Annotated in this window: 18 protein-coding genes; 6 read left to right on the top strand and 12 right to left on the bottom strand. The window is 70.3% G+C overall.

Annotated features, from left to right (window positions below):
* On the bottom strand, positions 1 to 317 hold a 317-nt coding region (locus tag ACFO8M_RS07515), incomplete at its 3' end, for a roadblock/LC7 domain-containing protein (RefSeq protein WP_387972734.1).
* 45 nt (positions 318 to 362) lie between these two features.
* Complete coding sequence (locus ACFO8M_RS07510; protein ID WP_387972731.1) at positions 363 to 3,668, bottom strand: sensor histidine kinase; 3,306 nt, start codon at positions 3,666 to 3,668, stop codon at positions 363 to 365.
* A gap of 567 nt (positions 3,669 to 4,235) precedes the next feature.
* Here ACFO8M_RS07510 and ACFO8M_RS07505 point away from each other — a divergent pair.
* Together ACFO8M_RS07505 and ACFO8M_RS26580 are read left to right on the top strand one after the other, a co-directional pair.
* Positions 4,236 to 5,060, top strand: coding sequence for an MHYT domain-containing protein (locus ACFO8M_RS07505; protein ID WP_387972728.1), 825 nt, complete (start codon positions 4,236 to 4,238; stop codon positions 5,058 to 5,060).
* 78 nt (positions 5,061 to 5,138) lie between these two features.
* A complete protein-coding gene (locus ACFO8M_RS26580) occupies positions 5,139 to 6,245 on the top strand; it encodes an MHYT domain-containing protein (protein ID WP_449267469.1) in 1,107 nt (368 codons plus the stop codon).
* Between the two features lie 126 nt (positions 6,246 to 6,371).
* Here the strand turns inward: ACFO8M_RS26580 and ACFO8M_RS07490 are convergent, their stop codons facing one another.
* The 9 genes from ACFO8M_RS07490 to ACFO8M_RS07450 all read right to left on the bottom strand — a co-directional run bounded on the left by ACFO8M_RS07490 (position 6,372) and on the right by ACFO8M_RS07450 (position 15,162).
* Complete coding sequence (locus tag ACFO8M_RS07490; protein ID WP_387972725.1) at positions 6,372 to 6,905, bottom strand: hypothetical protein; 534 nt, start codon at positions 6,903 to 6,905, stop codon at positions 6,372 to 6,374.
* A gap of 161 nt (positions 6,906 to 7,066) precedes the next feature.
* A complete protein-coding gene (ccsB, locus tag ACFO8M_RS07485) occupies positions 7,067 to 8,029 on the bottom strand; it encodes a c-type cytochrome biogenesis protein CcsB (protein ID WP_387972723.1) in 963 nt (320 codons plus the stop codon).
* Positions 8,026 to 9,621, bottom strand: coding sequence for a cytochrome c biogenesis protein ResB (resB, locus tag ACFO8M_RS07480; RefSeq protein ID WP_387972720.1), 1,596 nt, complete (start codon positions 9,619 to 9,621; stop codon positions 8,026 to 8,028). Before resB ends, ccsB begins: the two co-directional genes overlap by 4 nt.
* A complete protein-coding gene (locus ACFO8M_RS07475) occupies positions 9,618 to 10,358 on the bottom strand; it encodes a cytochrome c biogenesis CcdA family protein (protein ID WP_387972717.1) in 741 nt (246 codons plus the stop codon). The genes resB and ACFO8M_RS07475 overlap by 4 nt, the downstream gene beginning before the upstream one ends.
* A gap of 37 nt (positions 10,359 to 10,395) precedes the next feature.
* Positions 10,396 to 10,554, bottom strand: a complete 159-nt coding sequence (locus ACFO8M_RS07470) for a hypothetical protein (RefSeq protein ID WP_387972715.1) — start codon at positions 10,552 to 10,554, stop codon at positions 10,396 to 10,398.
* A complete protein-coding gene (locus ACFO8M_RS07465) occupies positions 10,551 to 11,147 on the bottom strand; it encodes a TlpA family protein disulfide reductase (protein WP_387972712.1) in 597 nt (198 codons plus the stop codon). The genes ACFO8M_RS07470 and ACFO8M_RS07465 overlap by 4 nt, the downstream gene beginning before the upstream one ends.
* Before the next feature lie 2 nt (positions 11,148 to 11,149).
* A complete protein-coding gene (locus ACFO8M_RS07460) occupies positions 11,150 to 11,803 on the bottom strand; it encodes a histidine phosphatase family protein (RefSeq protein WP_387972709.1) in 654 nt (217 codons plus the stop codon).
* Positions 11,800 to 13,107 (bottom strand): glutamate-1-semialdehyde 2,1-aminomutase, encoded by a 1,308-nt coding sequence (hemL, locus tag ACFO8M_RS07455; protein ID WP_387972708.1) that lies wholly within the window; start codon positions 13,105 to 13,107, stop codon positions 11,800 to 11,802. Before hemL ends, ACFO8M_RS07460 begins: the two co-directional genes overlap by 4 nt.
* 351 nt (positions 13,108 to 13,458) lie before the next feature.
* Complete coding sequence (locus ACFO8M_RS07450; protein WP_387972705.1) at positions 13,459 to 15,162, bottom strand: adenylate/guanylate cyclase domain-containing protein; 1,704 nt, start codon at positions 15,160 to 15,162, stop codon at positions 13,459 to 13,461.
* 621 nt (positions 15,163 to 15,783) lie between these two features.
* Between ACFO8M_RS07450 and ACFO8M_RS07445 the strand changes: the two genes are divergently transcribed.
* The 4 genes from ACFO8M_RS07445 to ACFO8M_RS07430 all read left to right on the top strand — a co-directional run bounded on the left by ACFO8M_RS07445 (position 15,784) and on the right by ACFO8M_RS07430 (position 21,125).
* Positions 15,784 to 16,758, top strand: coding sequence for a lytic transglycosylase domain-containing protein (locus ACFO8M_RS07445; RefSeq protein ID WP_387972702.1), 975 nt, complete (start codon positions 15,784 to 15,786; stop codon positions 16,756 to 16,758).
* A 71-nt stretch (positions 16,759 to 16,829) separates the two neighbouring features.
* Entirely contained in the window at positions 16,830 to 17,852 is a 1,023-nt protein-coding gene (locus ACFO8M_RS07440) for a GNAT family N-acetyltransferase (protein ID WP_387972700.1), read from the top strand.
* Between the two features lie 55 nt (positions 17,853 to 17,907).
* A complete protein-coding gene (locus ACFO8M_RS07435; protein ID WP_387972698.1) occupies positions 17,908 to 19,677 on the top strand; it encodes a potassium channel family protein in 1,770 nt (589 codons plus the stop codon).
* A 164-nt stretch (positions 19,678 to 19,841) separates the two neighbouring features.
* Positions 19,842 to 21,125 (top strand): trypsin-like serine peptidase, encoded by a 1,284-nt coding sequence (locus ACFO8M_RS07430; protein ID WP_387972695.1) that lies wholly within the window; start codon positions 19,842 to 19,844, stop codon positions 21,123 to 21,125.
* Between the two features lie 155 nt (positions 21,126 to 21,280).
* Here ACFO8M_RS07430 and mqnC read toward each other — a convergent pair whose 3' ends face one another.
* Complete coding sequence (mqnC, locus tag ACFO8M_RS07425; RefSeq protein ID WP_387972693.1) at positions 21,281 to 22,438, bottom strand: cyclic dehypoxanthinyl futalosine synthase; 1,158 nt, start codon at positions 22,436 to 22,438, stop codon at positions 21,281 to 21,283.
* Positions 22,439 to 22,459: the final 21 nt, after the last annotated feature.

Below are 22,459 nucleotides of genomic sequence, written 5' to 3'. Positions count from 1 at the left end.
CAGTTCTTCGAGGCCAGGACCGCGAACGAGGAGCCGTCGCTGATGGACATGAGGAACAGGAAGCCGCGGTCCATCTCGACGACCGTCTGGAGGACGGCGCCGCCTTCGAAGCAGCGGGAGGCGCCCTGGGTGAGGCTCACCAGTCCCGAGGTCACGGCCGACAGCTGGTCGGCCCGGTCCCGCGGCAGGTCCCGCGAGGAGGCCAGCAGCAGACCGTCGGCGCTGACCGCCACGGCGTGGGCCACTCCCGGCACGCGTTCGGCGAAGCCGGCCAGCAGCCAGCCCAGGTCCTGGACCGAGGTTCCACCAGTGCTCATCGTTTGCGCTCCTTAGTAGCGTCTTCCGTGTTGCGGTTCAGCGACTCAGTTACCGTCATTGCCACGTCCTCGCTGCACCCCACGGTGATAGGCCGACAGCAGGCCCCGAATGCCCTCGGGGTTGCGCTTCTGCGCGCTGACGGTCTCCTGTGATTCCTCCACGGCCCCGGGAACCAGGCGTTCCATGGGGCGGCGCTTGGGAAGTCCCACCGAGGTCGTCTCTGCGGAGACGGTCTCGGCGAACGCGTTGTCCACCCGCGACCAGCCGTCATCGGCGGCCGTGCGCCAGGCGTAGGAGCCGGACTCGGTTTCGGGGGAGGTGAGGCGGCGTCGTTCCAGGCCCGGGGCGCCCGTGGGCTCGTCGGCGGGCTTGCTCTGCATGGGCGTCGAGCCTTCCGTGGGCTGCGGAGGGGAGACCGGTGCCGCCTCCCAAGCCGGGGCGGGGGACTCGGCCGCTTCTGACTGGTCAGCGTAGCGCGGCGAGGTTGCCTCCGCCACCTCCGCGGGCTCCTCGAAGGAAGCAGGGCTCGCAGGGCTGAAGGTCGACTCGTAGCCGGAAGTGTCGGCAGTGGTGCGGGACGACTCGGGGCGCTCGTCCACGACCAGCGGGGACTCCTCGGTGGGCGAGGAGAGCACGCTCGGCGCGTCGTCCTCGACCTTCTTCGGAGCGGGCGTGACGGCCTTGAACCAGGCCGATTCGACCTCGCGGAAGATCGGCAGCTCGGTCGTCGCGTCGAGCGCGGAGACCCGGTCCTTCTTGGCGGCGCGCGGGGCCTCGGTGCCGGCGGGGCCGGCGGCCACGTCGGGCCACGACGGCGGGGCGGGCTCCGGCTCGGGCGTGAACGCCTCGAGCTGGATCTTCGGCAGGGCCACGTGCTCGGAGGAGACGATCTCCCCCGTCACTTCCATGACCTTGCCGCTGGGGCGGCGCTCGTCGGCGAGGCCGCCGGGCCGGAACATGAAGCCCGGCTCCTCCTCGGCGGCGGCCTGGACCGGCTGCTGGCTCTGGCGTCCCTGCAGGTGGTGCTCGCCGGTCATGGGCTCGACGGGCTGGGCCTGCGTCGGCGGACGCGAGGGCATCTGCGGGGCGCTGGGCTGCCACATCGGCTGCGACTGCGCCGGGGGCGGCGACTGCGGCCCGGGCTGGGCCACGGTGTCGAACAGGCCCGCCGGGCTCTCCGGGACCTGCGGCAGCGCACCGGAGTTCATGCCGAGCGCGCCGCGGGGACCGTCCTCGCGACCCTGGAGCGAGAACGTGTCGCCGGTGTCGAAGTTGGTGCCGTCCAAGGGAACCCCGCTGCGCATGCCGCGCTCGGGGAGCTTCGGGTCGGTCAGGACCGCTTCGCCCAGGATGACCTCGGCGACGGTGCCGCGCTGGTCGCCCGGGCGCAGTTCGACGCGCACGTCGTGCCGCTTGGCCAGGCGCGCGACCACGACCAGGCCCATCATGCGCGAGGACGCGAGGTCGATGGCGTCGGCCGATTCCGACAGCTGCCGGTTGATGTCGTCGAGCTGCTGGGGCGGCATGCCGATGCCGATGTCGTTGATGCGCACCCGGATCGCGCCCTGGGGGCTGTCGGCGGTGCGCATCTGCTCGGCCTCGACGACGACCGGGGACTCCGGCGGGGAGAACGCGGTCGCGTTGTCCATGAGCTCGGCGATGAGGTGCACGAGGTCGTTGACCGCGGCCGGGCGGATCTCCCGCTCGGCCTCGAGGTTCCCGAACTCGATGCGGGTGTACTGCTCGACCTCGGACTGCGCGGCCTGCAGGATGTCGCCGATCGGCGCCGGGTAGCGCTCCTGGCGGGTGGAGTCCGCGCCGGCGAGCACCAGGAGGTTCTCGTCGTTGCGGCGCATGCGGGTCGCGAGGTGGTCGAGCTGGAACAGCTCGGCCAGGCGGTCCGGGTTCTCCTCGCCGCGCTCCAGGTGGTCGAGGTGCCCGATGAGGCGGTCGACCAGGTTCTGGGAGCGGCGGGCGAGGTTGATGAACATCTGGGAGACGTTGGCGCGCAGGGCGGCCTGCTCGGCCGCGATGCGGATGGCCTCGGTGTGGACGATGTTGAACGAGTGGGCGACGTTGCCGATCTCGTCGCGCTGGTCGATGTCGATGACCGCGCCCGTGTCGGCCGCGACTTCGTCCGGTGTCCGGTTGCCGATGGTCTCGGCGTCGCGCATCTGCGCCACGGCCTGCGGCAGGCTGACGTGGGCGACGTCGAGCGCGCCCTCGCGGAGCCGGCGGAGGCCGGTCGCCATGTTGCGGGCGATGAGCAGGGCGATCACGGTCGCGACGACGAAGGCGGCGAGGATGAGCACCGATTCGAGCAGGAGCTGGAAGATCTGCGCGTTCTGGTTGCCGCGCGCGTCGTCGAGGACCTTCTCGGACTCGTCGTTGATGAAGTCCAGGCCGTTGTTCAGGACCAGGTTGTAGGAGTCCATGAGCGCGGCGTTGACTTGGAGCTTCTGCGTCGTGGAGGCGCTGACGGCGTCGTTCTCGAAGGTCAGGGCCGCTTGGGCCGCTTCGGTGTTGAGGCCGCCTTCGCTGAAGAAGAACGCGAGCTGCTGGTCGCGGGTGGCGACGGTCTTGAAGTCCTCTTCGGCCGCTTCGCGGAGCTTCGCGTACGAGATGAAGTTCTGCCAGCGCGTGTTGTTGATGAACTGGCGGTCGTTGCCGACGTTCAGGGCGATGGCGCGCTCTTCCTCGAGGGTTTCGAGGATGCTCGTGGCCGCGGCGATCGTCTGCAGGTTGCGGGCGATCTCGGGGTCGTTGACGATGCGCGAGGAGATGTCGGTGATGGTCACCAGTTCGGCGATGAGCCGCTGGTAGACGCGGGAGGTCGCCTCGATGGAGGCGCCTTCGGTGTCCTCGGCCGCTTGGGCGCGGATCTTGCGGAGGCTCTCGTACTGGGTGCCGACGGCGTCGATGCGGTTGTCGATGTCGTCGGAGAGCGAGGGGAGCGTTCCGGCCTTGTCGTCGAACGCTTCGAGCGCCCGGTCGGTGGCGGTCTGCTGGGCGCTGACGGCGGATTGGTCGTACTGCGTGGCGTCGATGTCCGCGACGTAGTTGTCGTCGACCTGCAGGTAGGTGAGCAGCAGGGAGCGCTCGACCTGGAGGTTGTAGCGGAGGTCCGCGGTGACGGTGTTGAACTGGACGAGGTCCACCATGTCGGTGGACTCGAACACCCGGTCGGAGAGGTCGTAGAGGCGGAGGCCGGCCACGGCGACGAGCACCGTGAGCGGGACCAGGAGGATCAGTCCCAGCTTGGACCGGATCCGCATGTCGGCGATGCGCGGCAGGCCGAGCGGTCCTCGTCGAGCCGCTGAACCCGCACGGTTCGCGCTGCGCTTGCTCACCTTGTCTAGCCTCCTGGGGTGGTCCTCTGTGTCAGACCGAAGGGCCCGGGCCGGGCGGGATCGGTCTCGGGCCGACGTCGCGCGTCGGCTGCCGTCCTGCCGCCGGGGGGCGGCGGGGTCGGCATGTGAAGCCCAGCAGATTCCATCATGACGAATGCGGGCGGCGAAATCCAGGGGCGTACTGGAGTACTGAACACCCCTCCGTAAGCCACCGTGTTGCGGGGCGAATCCCAAGATACACTGATCTTTTGGACACATGCCTATGCGGTATTCGGCTGATCGGCCGATAATTCCGACTGTTCGGACGACGACTGGCATCCCGGTCGGCCGAGTCTTGAGTACGGGACCCGAATCCCTCGACGCGACACGAACAGCGGCGACGTGACCACTGTTGGTGATGACCGTTTCGCCACCTTAGTCCAGTGACGGAACGCGTTCGCGTGAACACGAGCGGGGCACAGATCCGTCATAGCCGCCGCAGACCCTCGCAGAACTCGCACACGCTGTGCGACAGACTTCGCCCTCCATTAGGCACGGTTGACCCACGACCTTCCAGGAGGCAACCCCATGGCAGTGCCACTGAACGACGTGCTCGCAGCGACTCTCGAGCACCACCACTTCACCTACGGCTGGCTCAATCCCGTGATGGGCCTCGCCTTCGCGGCCGCCGGCTCGTTCCTCGGCCTGTCGGCCTCCCGCTACGCCCGCGCCGCCGCCACCGCCGGAGGGCGCCTCCGCTGGACCCTGTTGGCCGCCTTGGCCATCGGTGGAGTCGGCATCTGGATGATGCACTTCATCGCGATGGTCGGCTTCACCGTCACCGGCGCCGACATCGCCTACGACCCCGTGCTCACCGCCGCCTCGTTCGCACTCGCGGTCGGAGCGGTCGGCATCGGGTTGTTCGTGTCCGGCGGCAAGCACGCCGGCTGGCCGCGCTTGATCCTCGGCGGTCTCGTGTGCGGCGCGGGCGTGGTCGGGATGCACTACACGGGTATGGCCGCGGTCGCGACCGGCGGACGGGTCGAGTACGACCCGCTGCTGGTCGCGGCCTCGGCCGTCGTGGCCGTGGTCGCCTCGACTGTGGCCCTGCGGTTCACGGCGGTCGTCGACCGGCGCGGGAGCATGGCGCTGGCCTCGGCGGTCATGAGCGTCGCAGTGGTCGGCATGCACTACACAGGTATGGCGGCCGTCGAGGTCCACGGGCCGCCGCAGGCCGACGTCACCGGCATCAGCCCGCTGGTGCTGCTGCTGCCGATCCTGATCCTCGCGATGATCGCGATCGTCGGGATGGTGTTCGGCGTGCTGGCCTCGCCGTCGCTGGACCGACCGGCGGCGGAGCGAAATGACCGTCCTAGTGCAACTGTCCGTCTTGCAGATGCCGCCGGACAGTAGTCGTATAGGTTTCGAACCGCGCCGACCCTTCAGCGCAACATTCCGGATACGGGCCGAGCCCGGGGAGGAAGACCACGGATGGAACACGTAAGTCACTTCACTTACGGCTGGATCAATCCCATCATGGCCTTCGGATTCGCCTTCGCGGGTTCGATCCTGGCGCTCATGTGCATGACGCAGGCGCGCCTGCAGGATGCGACCGTCAAGGCCGCCCGCAAGCGCGTCCAGTGGATCGCCATGGCGGCGTTCGCCTTGGGCGGCACGGCTATCTGGATGATGCACTTCACCGCGATGATCGGCTTCAAGGTCACCGAGTCGGACATCGCCTACGACCCGGTGAAGACGGGCCTGAGCCTGGTGGCCTCGATCGGCGCCGTGTTCTTCGGCCTGCTCGTGGCCGGCCTGGGCCGGCGCAACACCGTCGCGAAGATCCTCATGGCCGGGCCGATCACCGGCATCGGCGTCGTGATCATGCACTACTCGGGCATGGCGGCCATCAACGTCTCGGGGCAGATCACCTACGAGCGCAGCTACTTCATCGCGTCCGTGGCGATCGCGGTCGTGGCGGCGACCGCGGCCCTGTTCTGCGGCATGTACCTCGACGGCTGGCGGTGGCAGTCCGGCGCGGCGGTCATCATGGCGGCCGCGATCTGCTCGATGCACTTCACGGGCATGGCCGGCGTGCGGGTGACCCTGGACGACCAGGGCCGCAACTCGGTGGAGGGCATCGACCCGATCATGCTCATCCTGCCGATCCTCGGCGTCGCGACGATAGGCATCATCGTGCTCCTGTTCGCACTCATGGGCACGCAGCCGAAGATGGTCACCAAGCGCGACCAGCTCGGCATCGAGGTCGACGACGACGAGGCGCTCCCGACCGCGACCGGCGCGATCCCGGTGGACAAGCTGCGCGGGCCCCAGCCGCGCGATAACCGGGCGGGCGGCAGCGCCCGGCCGGGCCGGGTGCGCAACAAGAGCGAACGCGCGCAGGGCTTCGTCCCGGATCAGCGGGCCATGCCCGCGCCGCATGGCAACCCGGTGCAGGCGCCGCAGGGCGGCCACGACGGTCCGCTCATCGTCCCCGACCGGCCCGGCGCCCGCGGGCAGCGCTCGTTCCAGCAGGCGAATCTGGAGCAGACCGCCGAGCACTTCGACATCACTCCTCGGCAGACACCGCGCAGATAGCTCGCGCATCCGTCAGGCAGCGGGAACGGCCCCATCCGATCGGATGGGGCCGTTCCCGTTCCATGCCTTATATATAGGGGCCGATTACGCACCGCAGTCTCGGCGGCGCCATGGCCCCGGTCGGGGTCAGCGGGTGAGGGCGTCGATGAGGGAGGCCGCGGCGGTGGCGAGGAGGACCGTGCCGGTGAGCGGTCCGACGACGGCGCTGGTCTTGAGGCCCTTGGCTTTCGCGAGCGGGACCGCGGCCACCGCGGCGATGGTGATAAGGGCCGCGACGAGGTGGACCGCGGGGATCTCCAGGACGACCGCCACCGGGAACAGGTGGACGCCGACGACGAAGGCGATCCACGCGGCGATGAGGTCGCCGCGTCTGCGCCAGGCGAGGAGTCCCGATCCGATTGCGGCCGCTGCGAATTCGATGCCGACGATGATGCCGAAGCGGGGGCCGGTGGCGTCGTCGAAGACGGTGCCGTCGGACCAGTGCCGCCACAGCAGGAGACCGCCGCCGATCGCGACGAGGATGCTCAGGATCGAGCCCGCGGCCAGGTACTTGACCCAGGATTTCGGCGGGCCCTCCTGGGCCCAGCCCAACCAGGCCATGGCGAAGAAGCCGAAGACGGCCGCCAGTCCGGCGGCGTCGCGGAGGTGTTCGGGGGTCACGGGGGTGTCCGTTCGAAGGGTAGGCGAATGCGGATGTCGTACCAGTACTTCAGGGTTAAGACCGGTGCAGATCTACGGCTCGCGAGCTTCGCCGAGGCCGGACCCATCGAAGTCCGACTTGCCCGAGGCCCGCCGTTCACGTTCGGGCCGTGACCCGGCCCTCAGACTCCGGAGTAGGAGTGGAGGCCGCTGAAGACGAGGTTCACAGCGGTCAGGTTGAAGAGCATCACCGCGTAGCCGAGGATGGCGAGCCACGGGGCGTTGGCCTTCGCGCTCTTGCCGGAGACGCGGGCGTGCAGGTAGGCGGCGTAGACGACCCAGGCGATGAACGCCCACACTTCCTTCGGGTCCCAGTTCCAGTAGCGGCCCCAGGCGAAGTGTGCCCAGACCGCGCCGGCGAGGATGCCGAAGGTGAGGAGCGGGAACGCGAAGACGTGGATCTTGAAGGTCAAGCGCTCCAGGGCGGTCGCGTCCGGCAGGCGCTCGGCGATGTTGAGCGGGAAGCGGATCGCCTTGCCGTCGGAGACCTGGCGGTCGTAGCGGCGCTTCATCAGGTGCAGGATCGCGAAGACGCAGCCGATGAGCAGGATGCCCGAGGAGGCGATCGCGGCCGTCACGTGGATGATGATCCAGTAGGAGTCCAGGGCCGGGACCAGCGGTCCGGCCTCGGTGTAGACCCGCACGGAGGTGCCGAGGACCATCGTCACCGCGAAGGTCGCGAAGAGCCCGAGGCGGCGCGGGACGTTGCCCTTGGAGACGAGGATCAGCCAGGTCGTCATGCCCGCGAGCGCCACGCCCACGGTGTACTCGAACATGTTGCCCCACGGCCACCGTCCGGTGTAGATGACGCGGATGACGATGCTCGCGGCGAGGGTCGCGGTGCCGAGGAACGTCAGGATCAGGCCGAGGCGGCCCGCGCCGCGCGCGGCGGCCGGGCTGATCGGGGGTTCGGCGGCGGGTTCGTCCACGGCGTCGGCGCTGTCGGCGCCGACGGCCGCGAGTTGCTTGGCGCGCTTGGGGGCGCGCTTGTCGAAGGCGTACTCCACCGCGTAGGCGAACATGGCCCCCGCGTAGATGAGGATGGTGGCGACGAACAGCGCGTTCGCGATTTCGGCCCCGGTCATTGCTTGCTCCCGATCGAGTCGTCGGATTCAGATGCTGGCGGCGGCTCGCTGCCGGGCGCGATCGCAGCGGTGAGCTCGTCGCATTCCTCGTCGAGGCCGTCGTAGTCGTTGCGGTTGAGCCCGGCGGTCTCCACGGTGCCGTCGGGGTTCCACCGGATCCAGAAGCGCCTGCGGCGCACCGCGAGCGCGGGCAGCAGGCCGCCGAGGAGCAGGATCGCGCCGGCGAGGACGATGGGGCCGCCCGGGTCGTGGCGGACCTGGAGGACGGCGTACTGCTCGACGCCGTCGAAGGTAAGGGTCGAGCCGTCGGGCAGTGCCATGGCGTCGCCGACGCCGATGACCTCGACCTCGTCGTTGACCTGTTCGAGGTTCCCGGAGGCGATCTGGGTCTCGTTGACCGCGTACACCGATTCGGGCTGCCCGTCGGCGAGTCCGAGGTCGCCGGTGTAGGCGGTCAGGGCGAGCACGGGGTTGTTGAGCTCGGGTTCGGTGCCGAGGAGCATCGCGGTCGTGTCGTCGTAGGTGGGCACGAGGATCGCGTCGAACCCGACCTCGGCGTCCTCGTCGACCGCGCCCGTCTCGGGGTTGTAGTTGACGTCGGGGAACTTGAACGCGCCCTCGGAGTTCATCGCCGTGTCCATCGCCAGGAACTCCTGGTGGAGGGTCTGGGTCTGGCCGTAGCGGTCGGTGTAGGTGACGACGGCGGTGTAGCCGTGGCCGATGAGGAAGACGTTGGTGCCGTCGATGTTCAACGGGTGGTTGACCTCGAGGGCGTAGTCGCCTTCCTCGTCGCTCGTCTCATACGCGACGTCGGCGTCGTAGGCGGTGGGGCCGCCGTTGGTGAACTCGGCGTCGAAGGCGTTGAGCGTCAGGCAGAACCGCGGGAGGCTCGTCTCGTCGACCCACGCGCCGAGGCCGTACTCGTCGTACTGCTGGAGGTTGTTGCAGTAGGCCTTGTCCTCGGAGAGGATGCGGTTGCCGTACCAGCTCATGAGGCTGCCGACGGCGACGCCGACGAGCATGAAGATGATGCTGGTGTGGAACAGCAGGTTCCCGGTCTCGCGCAGATGGCCCTTCTCGGCCGCGAACGTGACGGTGCCGTCCTCGGCCTCGCGCACCGTGGTGCGCCAGCGGCGCTGCTTGAGCACGGCGCGGGCCATCGACTGGTTCGCCTCCGTGTCGAGGACGCGGTGGTAGGGCAGGATCGACATCCGCTTGGGGGCGTCGGGGACCTTGGCGCGCAGGGCTTTCCAGTGGACGCCGAGGCGCGGGATGATGCAGCCGACGAGGCTGACCATGAGCAGCAGGTAGATCGCGGAGAACCACGGCGAGGTGTAGACGTCGAAGGCCCACAACCGGTCGAGCGCCGGCGCGAGGTCGGGGTGCTCGTCGAAGTAGCCGGCGACGTCGGTGGCGCTGATGGAGCGCTGCGGGAACGTCGAGCCGGGGATGGCGGCGAGCGCGAGCGCGAGGAGCAGCAGCAGGGCCGTGCGCATGGAGGTCAGCTGGTGCCACCAGCGGCGGACGAACGAGCGCAGGCGCTTGACGGCCTTGGGTTTGGAGCGGGGCGGCGGGGCGAGGGTGGCGGTCACAGCAGGCTCACCCCGGCTCCGACGGTGGCGCGCAGCCAGTTCGTGAACTCGGTCCAGGCGCCGGTGACGAGGGCCACGCCGACGAGGCAGAGCATGACGCCGCCGGCGATGGAGATCGCGCGGCCGTGGCGTTTGAGGAAGTCGAGGGCGCCGGCGAGGCGGTGCATGCCGACGGCGAAGAGCACGAACGGCGCGCCGAGTCCGGCGCAGTAGGCGATCATGAGGCCGATGCCACGGGCGGAGCCGTCCTGGATGACGGCGAGGCTCGTGATCGCGGCGAGAACCGGTGAGGTGCAAGGAATCCAGGAGAGCGCGAAGACCGCGCCGAAGAGCGGGGCGCCGGCGAGGCCGACGGCGGGGCGCCATTTGGGGGCGAACCCGCCCCGGGTCGGGATGAGGCCGATGAACATGAGTCCCATGGCGATCATGACGATCCCGGCCACGGTCTCCAAGGTGGAGGAGTTGGTGAGGAGGGCGCGTCCGGCGCTCTGGAGGGCGAACACGACCGTGGTGTAGACGGCGGTGAATCCGGCGACGAACAGGAGCGCGCCGACCAGGACGCGTCCGGTGCGGCGGTCTTTCGTGAGCTCTTGGCCGCTCATGCCGGTCACATAGGACACGTACCCGGGCATGAGGGGGAGGGTGCACGGGGAGGCGAAGGAGACGAGTCCGGCGAGCGCGGCGACGCCGAAGGCGAGCAGCAGCGGACCCGACGCGGCGGTCTCAGCCGGGTTCATGCGGCCTCCACCGGGCGGTGGAGCCTGGGAGCGGAGTTCACTCGGACTCCTTGCGCGGCAAGGGATCCGAAGGAGCCTCGAGGCGGCGTTTCACGAGGGTGCCGACCGCGACGGCGGCGAGCGCGGCGGTTCCGGCTAGACATGCGCCCTTGGCGGCCTTGCGGAGAGCGGACTTCGGGGCGGGCGGCTGGCTCATGACGGCTCCAGGGCTTTGCGAACGTCGGCGATGAGGGTCTCGGCGTCGTCGAGCTCGCCGCGCCAGATGGAGAAGACGCGGTGCTCGGCGTCGATCACGATGGTGGCGGGGATGTCGTTCGGCGAGAGCCCGTAGTCGACGAACTGGTCCGCGATGCGGCCCGCTTCGTCGCTGATGGACGGGTACTCGACGGCCCAGCGCCGTTCGAAGGCCTTCGCGGGGTCCTCGGTGTCGCGGATGTTCACGCCGAGGAACTGCACGCCTTGGTCTTTGAACTCGGCGGCGGCTTCGACGAGGTAGGGCGCCTCGGCCACGCAGGGCGGGCACCAGGAGCCCCAGAAGTTGACGACGAGGACCGATCCGGCCCAGTCGTCGGTGTCGATCGGGTTGCCGTCGAGGTCGTCACCGGTGAGGCGGGGCGCTTCGAAGCGGTCGCCGGGCTCTTCCCACCGGTAGTTGGAGCCGTCGCCGGAGACGTACCGGTCGCGGTTGATCTCGTTGACGCGGTTCGCGTTCTCGCCGCCGGACTCGGAGCATGCCGCGAGGCCCAGCAGCGGCACGGCCGCCAGCATCGTCCTCCGCCGCAGGCCCATCGCTAGGCGCCCTTGGCCTTCCGAGCCGTCTCGGACTTGAGCAGCAGGTGGGCGGCGGGCTCGGAGTACTCGATGCGGGCGAGCGAGGTGCCTTCGTAGACGAAGCTCGTGATCGAGGCGAGCGAGCATTCGCGGTTGCGCGGGTCGTGCCACAGGCGCTTGCGCTCGGCGAAGCGGCGGGCGGTCCAGATCGGCAGCTGGTGGCTGACGAGGACGGCCTCGGAGCCTTCGGCGGCGATGCGGGCCTGCTCGAGGGCGTCCATCATGCGGCGCGCGATGTCGAGGTAGGCCTCGCCCCAGGAGGGGCGGAAGGGGTCGCGCAGGCGCCACCAGTAGCGCGGCCGGCGCAGGGCCCCGTCGCCGACGCCGACTCGCAGGCCCTCGAAGGAGTTCCCGGCCTCGATGAGGCCGTCGTAGGTCGTGACGTCCATGCGGTACGAGGCGGCGACCGGTTCGGCGGTCTCCTGCGCGCGCTGGAGCGGGGAGGAGCCGACGTGGACGACGTCCCTTCCGGCGAGGCGCTCGGCGGCGGCCACGGCCATCTCGCGTCCGAGCTCGGACAGGCCGAAGCCCGGGATGCGCCCGTAGAGGATGCCGTCCGGGTTGTGGACCTCGCCGTGGCGCAAGAGGTGGACGATGGTCGTGGTACCGCTCATGATCGCACCTTAGCCGCGGCTTCGGCCGCGATGTGCATGGCCTGTTCGATGTGTGACAGGGCTTCCTCGTCGATGGAGGCCGAGGTGAACCAGCATTCGAACGCGCTCGGGGGCAGGTAGACGCCGTTGTCGAGCATGGCGTGGAAGAACGCGCCGTACGCCTCGGTGTCCTGGGCCTTCGCTTCGTCGAAGTTGCGGACCGGACCTTCCCTGAAGAAGACGCTGAACAGGTTCGAGGGAGCCGAGACGTGGTGCGGGACGCCGGCCTTGGTGAGCGCCTCGGTCGCCATCCGCTGGAGTTCGGCGGCGGTGGCGTCCAGGGTCCGGTACACGGTGTCGTCGCACGCGCGGAGGGTCGCGAGCCCGGCCGCGACGGCGAGCGGGTTCCCCGAGAGGGTCCCGGCCTGGTAGACCGGCCCGGCGGGGCTGATGCGGTTCATGAGGTCGGCGCGGCCGCCGAACGCGGCGGCGGGGAGGCCGCCGCCCATGACCTTGCCGTACGTGTAGAGGTCGGCGGGGGCGGCGAGGCCGCCGGGGGCGACGCGGAAACCGGTCATGACCTCGTCGGAGATCAGGAGCGCGCCGCGGGCCAGGGTGAGGGCGTGGAGCCGCTCGTTGAAGCCGTCGAACGGGACGATCGCGCCCATGTTGCCGGGGACGGCCTCGGTGATGACCGCGGCGATCTGCCCGGGGTGGGCGGCGAAGGCGGCTTCGACGGCGTCGATGTCGTTGTAGGGGACGACGATCGTGTCGGCCGCGGCGGCGGCCGGGACGCCGGGCGAGTCGGGGTGGCCGAGGGTGGCGACGCCGGAGCCGGCTTCGGCGAGGAAGTAGTCGGCGTGGCCGTGGTAGCAGCCGGCGAACTTGACGATCTTGTCGCGGCCGGTCGCGGCGCGGGCCAGGCGCACGGCGCTCATGGTGGCCTCGGTGCCGGAGGAGACGAGGCGGACCATCTCGCAGGGGGTGCGTTCGACGATGAGCTCGGCGAGCTCGATCTCCCCCACGGTGGGGGCGCCGTAGGAGGTGCCGCGGGCCGCGGCGGCGGTCAGCGCGGCGACGACGTCGGGGTGGGCGTGGCCGAGGATGAGCGGGCCCCAGGAGCCGACGAGGTCGATGTAGACGTTGCCGTCGACGTCGGTCATGCGGGCGCCGAAGGCCTCGCGGATGAAGACCGGGTCGCCGCCGACGCCGCGGAACGCGCGTACGGGCGAGTTGACGCCACCGGGGATGACCCGGGCGGCGCGCGCGATGGCGGCTGCGGAGGCGGTGTGGGTTCGAGCGGCCTGCGGTTGCCTGTCAGTCACCGGCTCAGCATCGCACACGGCGTGCGGGCGAACCGGAATCGGCCCGCACCGCTATCGCGCAGGCCATGTGCGCAGGCGATGCGCGGTGCTTGCGGGGCTCTGCGATGCGCGGGTTGCGGGCGTTTCGCGATCGCCCGGCAATGGCCGTCCACAAGACCCCCACCCACCGGCTAGAGGGGAAAGAAGATCGTCGCGCCGCTCGATCCTCCCGCAGGGGTCCGACAGGAATCCCGCCGAAGCGGGCCCCGGCGGCCGGGGTGTCACCAGGCAGAGGTCCCAGGTTCGGCGCGGGACCGGCCGGGGCGGCGGGCACTTCGCCCGCCGCCCCGGCCGCCGATCCCATTGCGCGCGCTAGGCGACCGCCCTGATCCTCGCGCCGTCGAAGTTCACCGGGTGCACCAGACGGTCCGCGAGACTCGCGGCCACGGCCGCGCGCGGCTGGAGCCGGTCGGCCCGCGTCGGCTCCGTCGCCGGGGACCGCTCCCCTGGTGTCGCCTCCTCCACCGGCGCCCCGACCAGCAGCCACCGCAGCGGCGCGGGCACCCGGTAGACCGCCTGGTCCATCGCGGGCCGCTCGATCACCACCAGCGCCACGTCCACGAGCTCCACCAGCGCCTCCAGGCTCCCGTCGCGCTGGCGGCACAGGTCCAGGACCGCGTCCACCGTGGCGCCGCCCGCCCGGCCGGCCAGTTCGAGCAGCACCGCGCGGGCCGGGCCCGAGATCGCCGCGACCGCCTCTTCGATCGCGGCCCGGAAGCGGCCGCCCGCGTCGAGCGCGCCGACCGGGTCGTCGGTGAGGTACCGCAGCGCCACGCCCGGCGAGCCGAGCGCGGTCACCTCGGCGAGGGCCGTCAGCGCGGGCACGAAGCCTTCGACGGTGGCCGCCAGGACGCGGCAGTCCGCGAAGGTCCACGGTGCGCCGCGCTCCTCGCAGTACCCGGCGAGGATGCCCGCGCCCACGTCCTCGGGCGGCAGGCCCAGGGCGCGCTTGGCCTCGCCGGGGAGTTCGAGCGGGCGGGCGCCGACCGCGAGGATCGACAGGTCGGGGCAGCTCTGCAGCAGCCGTTCGACATCGCCCGCGTGGGCGCGGTCGAGGTCGTCGAGGACGAGGAGCGCCTTGGCCTCGCGCAGGCGGTCCGCGGCGGTGTCGAGCGCGGGCCGGAACACCTCGGGCCGGCGGCCGAGCGCGTGCAGGAGCGCGGCGCCGAGGTCGTCCCCGGCGCGGCAGTACCAGACGCCGTGCTCGTAGAACGCGAGCCGCCGCCGCGCCCAGGCCTTCGCGACGGTGGTCTTGCCGCAGCCGCCGAGGCCGGTGAGGCTGACGAGCCGGTGCGTGGCGAAGGCGCGGTCGAGTTCGCGGTACTCCGCGGGCCTGTCCACCGGGGTCTTCAGGTCGGCGGGCAGGTGGTGGGTGAGGGGCCGCACGGGCGGCGGCGGGAAGGCGCTCGGCAGTCCCGGTGCGGCGAGCTGGACGAGTTCGGTCGCGCCGGGCAGGCCGCGCAGTTCGAAGTCGCCCAAGCGGTGCACCGCCGCGGGCGGCAGTGCGGCGGCGGAGGCGCAAGCAGCGGACGCGAGGACCTGGTCGCCGTGTGCGGCGGAGCAGATGCGGGCGGTGCGGTGGACCTCCGGTGTGGCGTAGCCGCCCGCGGAGGGCCAGGCCTCCCCCGTGTGCAGTCCAATGCGGACTCGCGGCCGCGGCGCGCCGGACTCCGGTCCGTGATCGGGCCAGTCGGCGGCGCGCAAAGCGGTCTGTATGCCGATCGCGGCGGCGCAGGCGTCCGCGGCGTGATGGAAGGCGACGAAGAACGAGTCCCCCTCGGTGTCGATCTCAGTGCCGCCGGTCGCGCGCAGGACCTCGCGGACGAGCGCGCGGTGGCGGTGGAGGACGACCCGGTAGCGCTCGGCGCCGAGCCCGGAGGCCAGGCGCGTCGAACCCTCGATGTCGGTGAACATGAACGTGACGTCACCAGAGGGCAGTGCGGCGGACCGGGCACCCTCGCCGAGGTCCCCAATGGTGCTTTCGGCAGCGTCCCCTCCGGCGCGATGACCGGCCACATCAGACGAATCCTGATACTCCGGTCCGTTGTCCCCCAAGGGCGGGGCGGACGCGTTCCGATATCTCGTTCCAGTGTCTCCGAAGGGCATTGCAAGAGAGGTCAGTGCGGCGTGCGATGCCGTTGTCGTATCCACGTGTCGATCAACTTTCGTTCAGCCCCCGTATGCCGGGCTGTGGCGCGCTGGTGCGCGGGCACAATGCCCAGCGGCCTCACAGTGTCACCCCCATCTCAGTCGGTTACCTGCCGTGATGGGAACTGGCACAAGGTCTGAACGCCGCTTCCAGCGCAGACGCGGACATGAGGCACTCTCGCCGCGGGTTTGCTCGTGGCAACCACCGATCCGATAGGAGAACGAGTCGCACGCCACTCGGTCGCGGCCGATTTCGGAATTATTGACGCTCAGGCGTTGCCCGTGGGGACGAAACTAGGGAATACTCGCTTGCAGTCCGGTCCCTCGCGAATACGCCTCGCAGCGTTGACCGACCGACCACCCCGCCAGGTCCCGGACGCACCTTCGGCCCGTCGGCACCGGTGCCGGACCACCGCGCCGGACCCTCCCCCGCCGCACGCCGCTCGAGTTGCGCCAGCAGCCCCGACCGAGAAAGGACGACCCCCTCCCGTGTGGTTCGCGACCCTCCCCCGCCGCATCGCCGCCCTCCCCCGCCTCGCCCTCAAAGCCCTCAAGCGCAGCCCCAAAGCACTGTGGCGCGCCGTCAAGCGCAGCCCCAAAGCGCTGTGGCGCGCCGTCAAGGGCACCCCGAAGGCACTGTGGCGCGGCGTCAAGACCATCGGCAGGGGCCTGCGAGCCGCCTACCGGGGACTGCGGGCCCCGGCCGGACGCCTCACCGTCCACGTCGCCGTCACCGCACTGGCCCTCATCGGCGCACTCGCCGCAGGCTGGTTCATCGTCCCCGGCGCCGGCCCCGCCTGGTCCTTCGGCACCGAACCCACCCCCGAAGCCGAAGAGGCCCCGCTCGTCCTCACCCCCGAGGACGCGCTCGAGAACGCCCCCGACGCAGGCCTGCCGGCCGAGACCGCACCCGTCGGCGACAACCTCACCGGCGAGTCCCCAACGACCGCACCGACCACGCCCCCCGCCGGCACCACCAGCCTCGACTCGTGGGCCGCGAGCCTCACCGCCCTCGGCATCCCCGAACGGGCGCTCATCGCCTACGGCCGCGCCGAGCTCGTCTCGGCCACTGCCAACCCCGGCTGCAACCTCTCCTGGACCACCCTCGCGGGCATCGGCGCCACCGAGACCACCCACGGCACCACCGGCGGCAACCACATCCAGGCCGACGGGACCACCCTGACCGAGATCATCGGCTCCGGATACGCCGAGATGGGCCCCATGCAGTTCCTCCCCAGCACATGGGAGAACTGGAAGGCCGACGGCGACGGCGACGGGCAGACCAACCCGCACGACATCGACGACGCCGTCACCGCCGCCGCCAACTACCTCTGCCACGACGACCGCGACATGAGCACCCCCGACGGCTGGTACGCCGCCGTGCACAGCTACAACCCACGCGAGGACTACGTCAAGAAGGTCTTCGACCGCGCCGACGAGTACGGCCGGGAGAGCACCGCCTGACAGCACCCCTGATCGCTGCGTGCGGTGAGGATGGGGTTCCGTTCGGTGACGATTTCGGGTAAGGATAAGAGATGCCCCTGAAGCAGCTCGCTCCCGGCGAGATGACGGCCGACGACCTCCACGACTGGTGCTCGGTGCTCAACGACATGACCGCAGCGGACATGCCGGCAGAACCGCGCTGGCGCACCGACCGCCTCCGCGACTACCTCACCGCGTCGCTCCCCGACGACCGCCGGTTCCTGTTCATGGACCGCGACGCCGACGGCGACCTCGTGGGACACGCCAGCCTCATCGTCTTCGGCGGCGAGCAGGCCGGCACCGGCGTCGTCGAGATGTCCACCCGACCCTCCGCGCGCGGCCAGGGCGTCGGCTCGCGGCTCCTGCGCGCCGTCGCCGAGTGCGCCAAGGCGAACGGCTGCCGGACCCTCTCCGTCGAGGTCATCGCCACCACGCCCGCGGTCGGCTTCTACGACCGGCACGGCTTCGCCCGCTCGGTCGTCGAGCAGCGCCACCTCCTGCGCTGGGCCGACATCGACTGGGAGAAGATCGAGCACGCCGCCGGGCGCCTCGCCGCCGGATACCGGCTCGAATACCACGCGGGCGGCGTCCCCGACCGGCTCATGGACTCCTACGCGGACGTCAAGGCCAATCTGCGCAGCGGTGCGAATGTCGCCTTCGTGCCCGAATGGCGCAGTTCCGCCTACGCCCCGGGCCTGCGCGACTCCTTCAAGACCCTCGCGAAGCGCGGCATGCGCTCGCACATCGCGGTCGCCATCGCCGAGCCCTTCGGCCACGTCGTCGGCCTCACCGAGCTCGTCGTCTCCGCGCAGCGGCCCACCCGCGCCGACCAGTACGACACCGTCGTCGCCCCCCAGCACCGCTCCTACGGGCTCGCGATGACCATGAAGGCCCGCCTGCTCACCGAACTGCGCCGCGCCGAACCCCAGCTCGTGGACGTGCAGACCTGGACCCTCGAGACCGCCGACGACGTGCGCTGGATCAACGCCGAACTCGGCTTCGTGCACGACGTCGACTGGTACGACTACGAAGCCGACATCGACAAGCTCCTCACCCGCCTCACCCGCCCCAGCTGAGGCCCCGGAAGGCCTTGTGCCGCAATCGTTCGCCAACGGTCCGTAGAATTCACACATGCACCCCCGGCATGCGCGCTACGACGACGCCCCCGCTGAGCGCCGCGTCATCGTGGTCGGCGACAACGGCCTGACCCTCCGCTTCATCAAGCACCTCATCGAGCGCTACGCCTTCCGCGTCATCGCCGTCTTCCCCGAAGGCCCCGGCGGCCAGCGCGACGAGATCCGCCGCGAAGCCGAGACCAACCGCAACCTCGTCGTCTTCACCAGGCCCCAGGTCACCGCCGAGACGGTGCGCGAGGCCGGGCTCACCGACGCCTACGCCGTGGCGCTCATGGACCAGAACGACGTCGGGAACCTCCATCTGGCGCTGAAGATCCGCGAGATGTCGCACTACCTGGGCGACGAGTCGCTGCCGCGGCTGGTCATCCGCATGTACAACAGCGGGTTGCGGGACAACATCCAGCAGCTGTTGGGCGACAGCGAGGACGGCGTGTACGTCGAGTCCGACGCGGACATGGTCGCCGACACGTACGCGCTCGCCGCGCTGCAGCAGCTGCCGCCGGGCGAGATCAACGTGTGGGGGCGGCGGCTCTACCTGGCGCGGCGGCGCGACGAGCGCGCCGAGGCGCAATGGGTCGTGGCTGGCGGGAACCAGGCCGGTGTCGAGTTGATCCCCGAGGACGAGTCCGAGGCGCTGCGGTATCTGTGGCTGGCCTACGACAAGCGGCCGGGGCGGATCCGGCCGCGGTGGACGAAGGCGGTGCTGGGCGTCAAGGAGTCGGCGAGCACGTTGCGGGGCATGCTCAACAAGAGCCTGGTGATCCTCGCGGTGTCGCTGTTCGCGATCTTCACCGCGGGGTTCTTCGTGCTGCTGGGCAACGACAGCGGCTCGAATCCGGCCGGCGGCGAAGGGGACGTGTTCTACCTGCTCGCGCTGTTGGCGGGCGGCGGGATCGACCCGGACATGACCGCCGACCCGTGGCTGAAGACCACGCATGCGGTGGTGGTGCTGACCGGTTCGCTCCTCATCCCGTTCGCGACCGGTGCGATCGTGCAGGCCGTGGTCGACCGGCGGTACGCGCTCTCGGAGGGCCGCCGGACCCGGCGGGTGCGGGAGCACGTGATCGTGGTCGGCTTGGGCAACATGGGGACCCGGGTGGTGGAGAACCTCCGGGCGCGCCGGATCCCGGTGGTGGCGATCGAGAAGAACCGCGACGCGATGGGCGTGCGGGCCGCGCGGGCGCAGGGAGCGCAGGTGCTCCTGGGCGACGCTTCGAGCCAGGAGATCTTGAAGGAAGCCGACATCGAGCACTGCCGGTCGCTGGTGGCGATGGCGAAGCAGGACGAGGCGAACCTGGAGGCGGCGCTGTCGGGCCTGGAGTGCAATCCGGGGCTGCGCACGGTGATGCGGATCTACAACCCGGAGTTCGCTTCGCTGATCCGCCAGAACCTGAACCGGGCGACGCCGCCGCAGGACGCGCCGCCGCATGCGTCCTACAGTGCGCCCGAGGTGGCTTCGGCGCGGTTCGCGCAGCGGCTGACCGACGACAAGGTGCTGGTGACGATCCCGGTGCGCGGGCACATCGCGTACATCGAGGCGTTCGAGGTCGGCGCGGATTCGATGATGGACGACGCGGCGGCGCACCGGGCGACGAAGGTGGGCTCGCACCGGCTGATCGCGGTCAAGCGGGCGGGCGGCACCATCAGCTGGAACCCGGACGCGGCCTTCCGGGTCGAGCGCGGCGACACGCTCCTGGTGGTGGCGACCAGGAAGGGCCTCAACGACATCCTGGAGCGCTGCCGGCCGGGCGGGGCCGACTGGTAGGCCTTGCGGCTTCCCGGGGCGCGTGACGGCGCTCGCGCAGTCCCCTGCTGACGCCTTTCCGTGTGACCCACGCCTTCCCGCCTTTCGTGGCGCAACTTCCGTCCGCCTCGCTCGTTGAACGGTCGACACATCTCTCACGAAAGGGGCCGACCGTGGCGGCAAGCGTGCGGAAACCACGAACCGGACAATCGCGGCACAGGGCATCGCGATCCGGGCAGGGCGGGGCCGAACGCAAGCGCCGCAAACTGATCCTCGCGGCGAGCGCCGGGGCGCTCGCGTTGGGCGGGGCCGCGGTCGTGGTCCCCAGCGCGTTCGCCGAGGACGAGCCGGTGACGACGGTCCTCGACGAGGCGCTGCTGAACGGCACCACCGAGCTCCTGCCGGTGGACGACGAGCTGCTCGGCCTGGTCGACGTCGGCGAGGTCACCGAGGTGGCGGAGTCGCTGACGTACGCGGACGACGCGGACTCGTTGCAGGTCTCGGGTCCCGACGCGGGCTACGTCAAGGTCCACTTCGAACGGCTGCTGTTGAACGCGGGCGACTATGTGACGGTCTCCAGTCCCGACGGGGCCGAGTCGTACCGCTACGAGGAGTCGATGATCGACCAGTGGGCGACCTCGATCACCGGTGACACGGCGATCGTGGAGCTGCACCGCGAGTCCGACTCCGGCGGCTCTTCGGCGCTCGGCGCTTTGATCGACAAGGCCGCGTACGGGTTCGCCGCCGACGTGGTGGACGGCTTCGCGGCGGAGCAGGCCGAGCGGTCCCGGCCCGAGGAGAGCGTCTGCGAGGGCGACGAGAAGCGGGCCTCGGTCTGCTACCGGACGTCCTATCCGGACGTGGTGGACCACGCCGACCCCGTGGCGCGGCTGCTCATCGACGGGACCGTGCTGTGCACGGCGTTCCGGGTGGGCGAGAGCAACCGGCTGCTGACCAACCACCACTGCTTCACGGAGTCGCGGGAGGCGAAGGCGACCGAGGTGTGGTTCGGCTACGGCTGCGTGGCGTGCGGGGCGGACATCGCGAACACGCCGGTGAAGGTGAACGGCTCGCAGGTGCTCGCGACCTCGAAGTCCTTGGACTACACGCTGTTCAGCGTCGACGACTTCGACCGCGTCGAGCGGTTCGGATACCTGGATCTGGCGGACCGCCCGGCGCGCAGCGGCGAGGCGATCTACATCCCGCAGCACCCCGCGGGCCGACCCACCGAGATCGCCATGGAGTCCTCAGTGGATGGCGGCAACTGCGTGGTGAAGCACGCGGTCTACGACGGTTACGTGGCCGGGAGCGACGTCTCGTACTACTGCGACACCGAGTTCGGATCATCCGGTTCACCGGTGCTGTCGCGCGACTCGCACGAGGTGATCGCCTTGCACCACTTCGGCGGCTGCCCGAACTCGGGTGTGAGCACCCAACTCATCAAGGCCGAGATCGACCACTTGATCTGACCGAATGAAACGGTGGGACGGGAGCCGATCGGCTCCCGTCCCACCGTCTTGTCATACCCCTGATGCAGGGTCAAGGCTGCGCCAATTCAGGGCTCGCGAGCTTCGCCGAGACCGGGCCCGACGATGTCCGATTTGCCAGGACCCTCCGCTCACCTCTACTTCGCTTGGATCTGCAGCTCGGTCACGATCGTCGAGAAGTGCGAGCGGATCCGGTCGTCGGTCGGCTCGTCCTCCGGGGTCCAGTGGATCGACATGCGCTCGTACAGCGTGTTCCGCTGCGCCGGGATCCGGTCCGCGGTGCGGATCAGGCCGATGAGCTCCGAGAGCCGCGACCGGTGCCGGGCGCCCGCCGAGGAGATCACGTTCTCCTCCAGCATGATCGACCCGAGGTCGTCCACGCCGAGGTGCATGCTCAGCTGACCCGAGGCCTTCCCCGTCGTCAGCCACGAGGACTGCAGGTGCCGCACATTGTGGAAGAACAGCCGCGCGGTCGCCAAGAGCCGCAGGTACTCCAGCGTCGTCGCCTGCGTGCGGCCCTTGAGGTGGTTGTTCTCCGGCTGGTACGTCCACGGGATGAACGACCGGAACCCGCCCGTGCGGTCCTGCACGTCGCGGATCATCCGCAGGTGCTCGATCCGCTCGGCCGCGGTCTCGCCGGTGCCCATCATCATGGTCGCCGTCGACTCCAGGCCCTGCCGGTGCGCGGCCTCCATGATCTCCAGCCAGCGCTCCCCCGACTCCTTCAGCGGCGCGAGCGCCGTGCGCGGGCGCGAAGGGAGCATCTCGGCCCCGGCCCCCGCGATCGAGTCGAGCCCGGCGGCCTTGATGCGGCGGATCGACTCGTCGATCGCCACGCCGGAGACCTTCGACATGTGCGCGATCTCCGAGGGCCCGATCGAGTGGATCGCCAGCTCGGGGTATTCGCGCTTGACCGAGGAGAACAGCTCCTCGTAGTACTCGACGCCGAAGTCCGGGTGGTGCCCGCCCTGCAGCATGACCTGCGTGGCGCCGAGGCCCACGGCCTCGCCGCAGCGTCGCAGGACTTCCTCCATCGGGTGCGCCCAGCCCTCGTCGTGCTTGGGGGCGCGGTAGAACGCGCAGAACTTGCACGCGGTGACGCACACGTTCGTGTAGTTGATGTTGCGATCGATGATGTAGGTGACGATGTTGTCGCCGATGACCCGCCGGCGGGCCGTGTCGGCGGCCTCGGCGAGGGGGTGGAAGGGCGCTTCGGTGTAGAGCAGCAGGGCTTCCTCGGCACTGATGGCGCCGCCGTCGGCGGCGCGGGCGAGGACATCGTCAATCTCGGCCATGCACGAAGCGTATCGCCGGAG

Source organism: Glycomyces rhizosphaerae (assembly GCF_042647865.1).
GTDB classification, from domain to species: Bacteria; Actinomycetota; Actinomycetes; order Mycobacteriales; family Micromonosporaceae; genus Glycomyces; species Glycomyces rhizosphaerae.
This window is presented reverse-complemented; position numbering and strand designations above follow the sequence as displayed.

Excerpts from the sequence above, each read along its gene's own strand:
- ACFO8M_RS07505 (WP_387972728.1), top strand. The coding sequence starts at position 4,236 with ATGGCAGTGCCACTGAACGACGTGCTCGCAGCGACTCTCGAGCACCAC.
- ACFO8M_RS26580 (WP_449267469.1), top strand. The coding sequence starts at position 5,139 with ATGGAACACGTAAGTCACTTCACTTACGGCTGGATCAATCCCATCATG.
- ccsB (WP_387972723.1), bottom strand. The coding sequence starts at position 8,029 with ATGACCGGGGCCGAAATCGCGAACGCGCTGTTCGTCGCCACCATCCTC.
- ACFO8M_RS07475 (WP_387972717.1), bottom strand. The coding sequence starts at position 10,358 with ATGAACCCGGCTGAGACCGCCGCGTCGGGTCCGCTGCTGCTCGCCTTC.
- ACFO8M_RS07470 (WP_387972715.1), bottom strand. The coding sequence starts at position 10,554 with ATGAGCCAGCCGCCCGCCCCGAAGTCCGCTCTCCGCAAGGCCGCCAAG.
- ACFO8M_RS07465 (WP_387972712.1), bottom strand. The coding sequence starts at position 11,147 with ATGGGCCTGCGGCGGAGGACGATGCTGGCGGCCGTGCCGCTGCTGGGC.
- ACFO8M_RS07460 (WP_387972709.1), bottom strand. The coding sequence starts at position 11,803 with ATGAGCGGTACCACGACCATCGTCCACCTCTTGCGCCACGGCGAGGTC.
- ACFO8M_RS07440 (WP_387972700.1), top strand. The coding sequence starts at position 16,830 with ATGCCCCTGAAGCAGCTCGCTCCCGGCGAGATGACGGCCGACGACCTC.
- ACFO8M_RS07435 (WP_387972698.1), top strand. The coding sequence starts at position 17,908 with ATGCACCCCCGGCATGCGCGCTACGACGACGCCCCCGCTGAGCGCCGC.
- mqnC (WP_387972693.1), bottom strand. The coding sequence starts at position 22,438 with ATGGCCGAGATTGACGATGTCCTCGCCCGCGCCGCCGACGGCGGCGCC.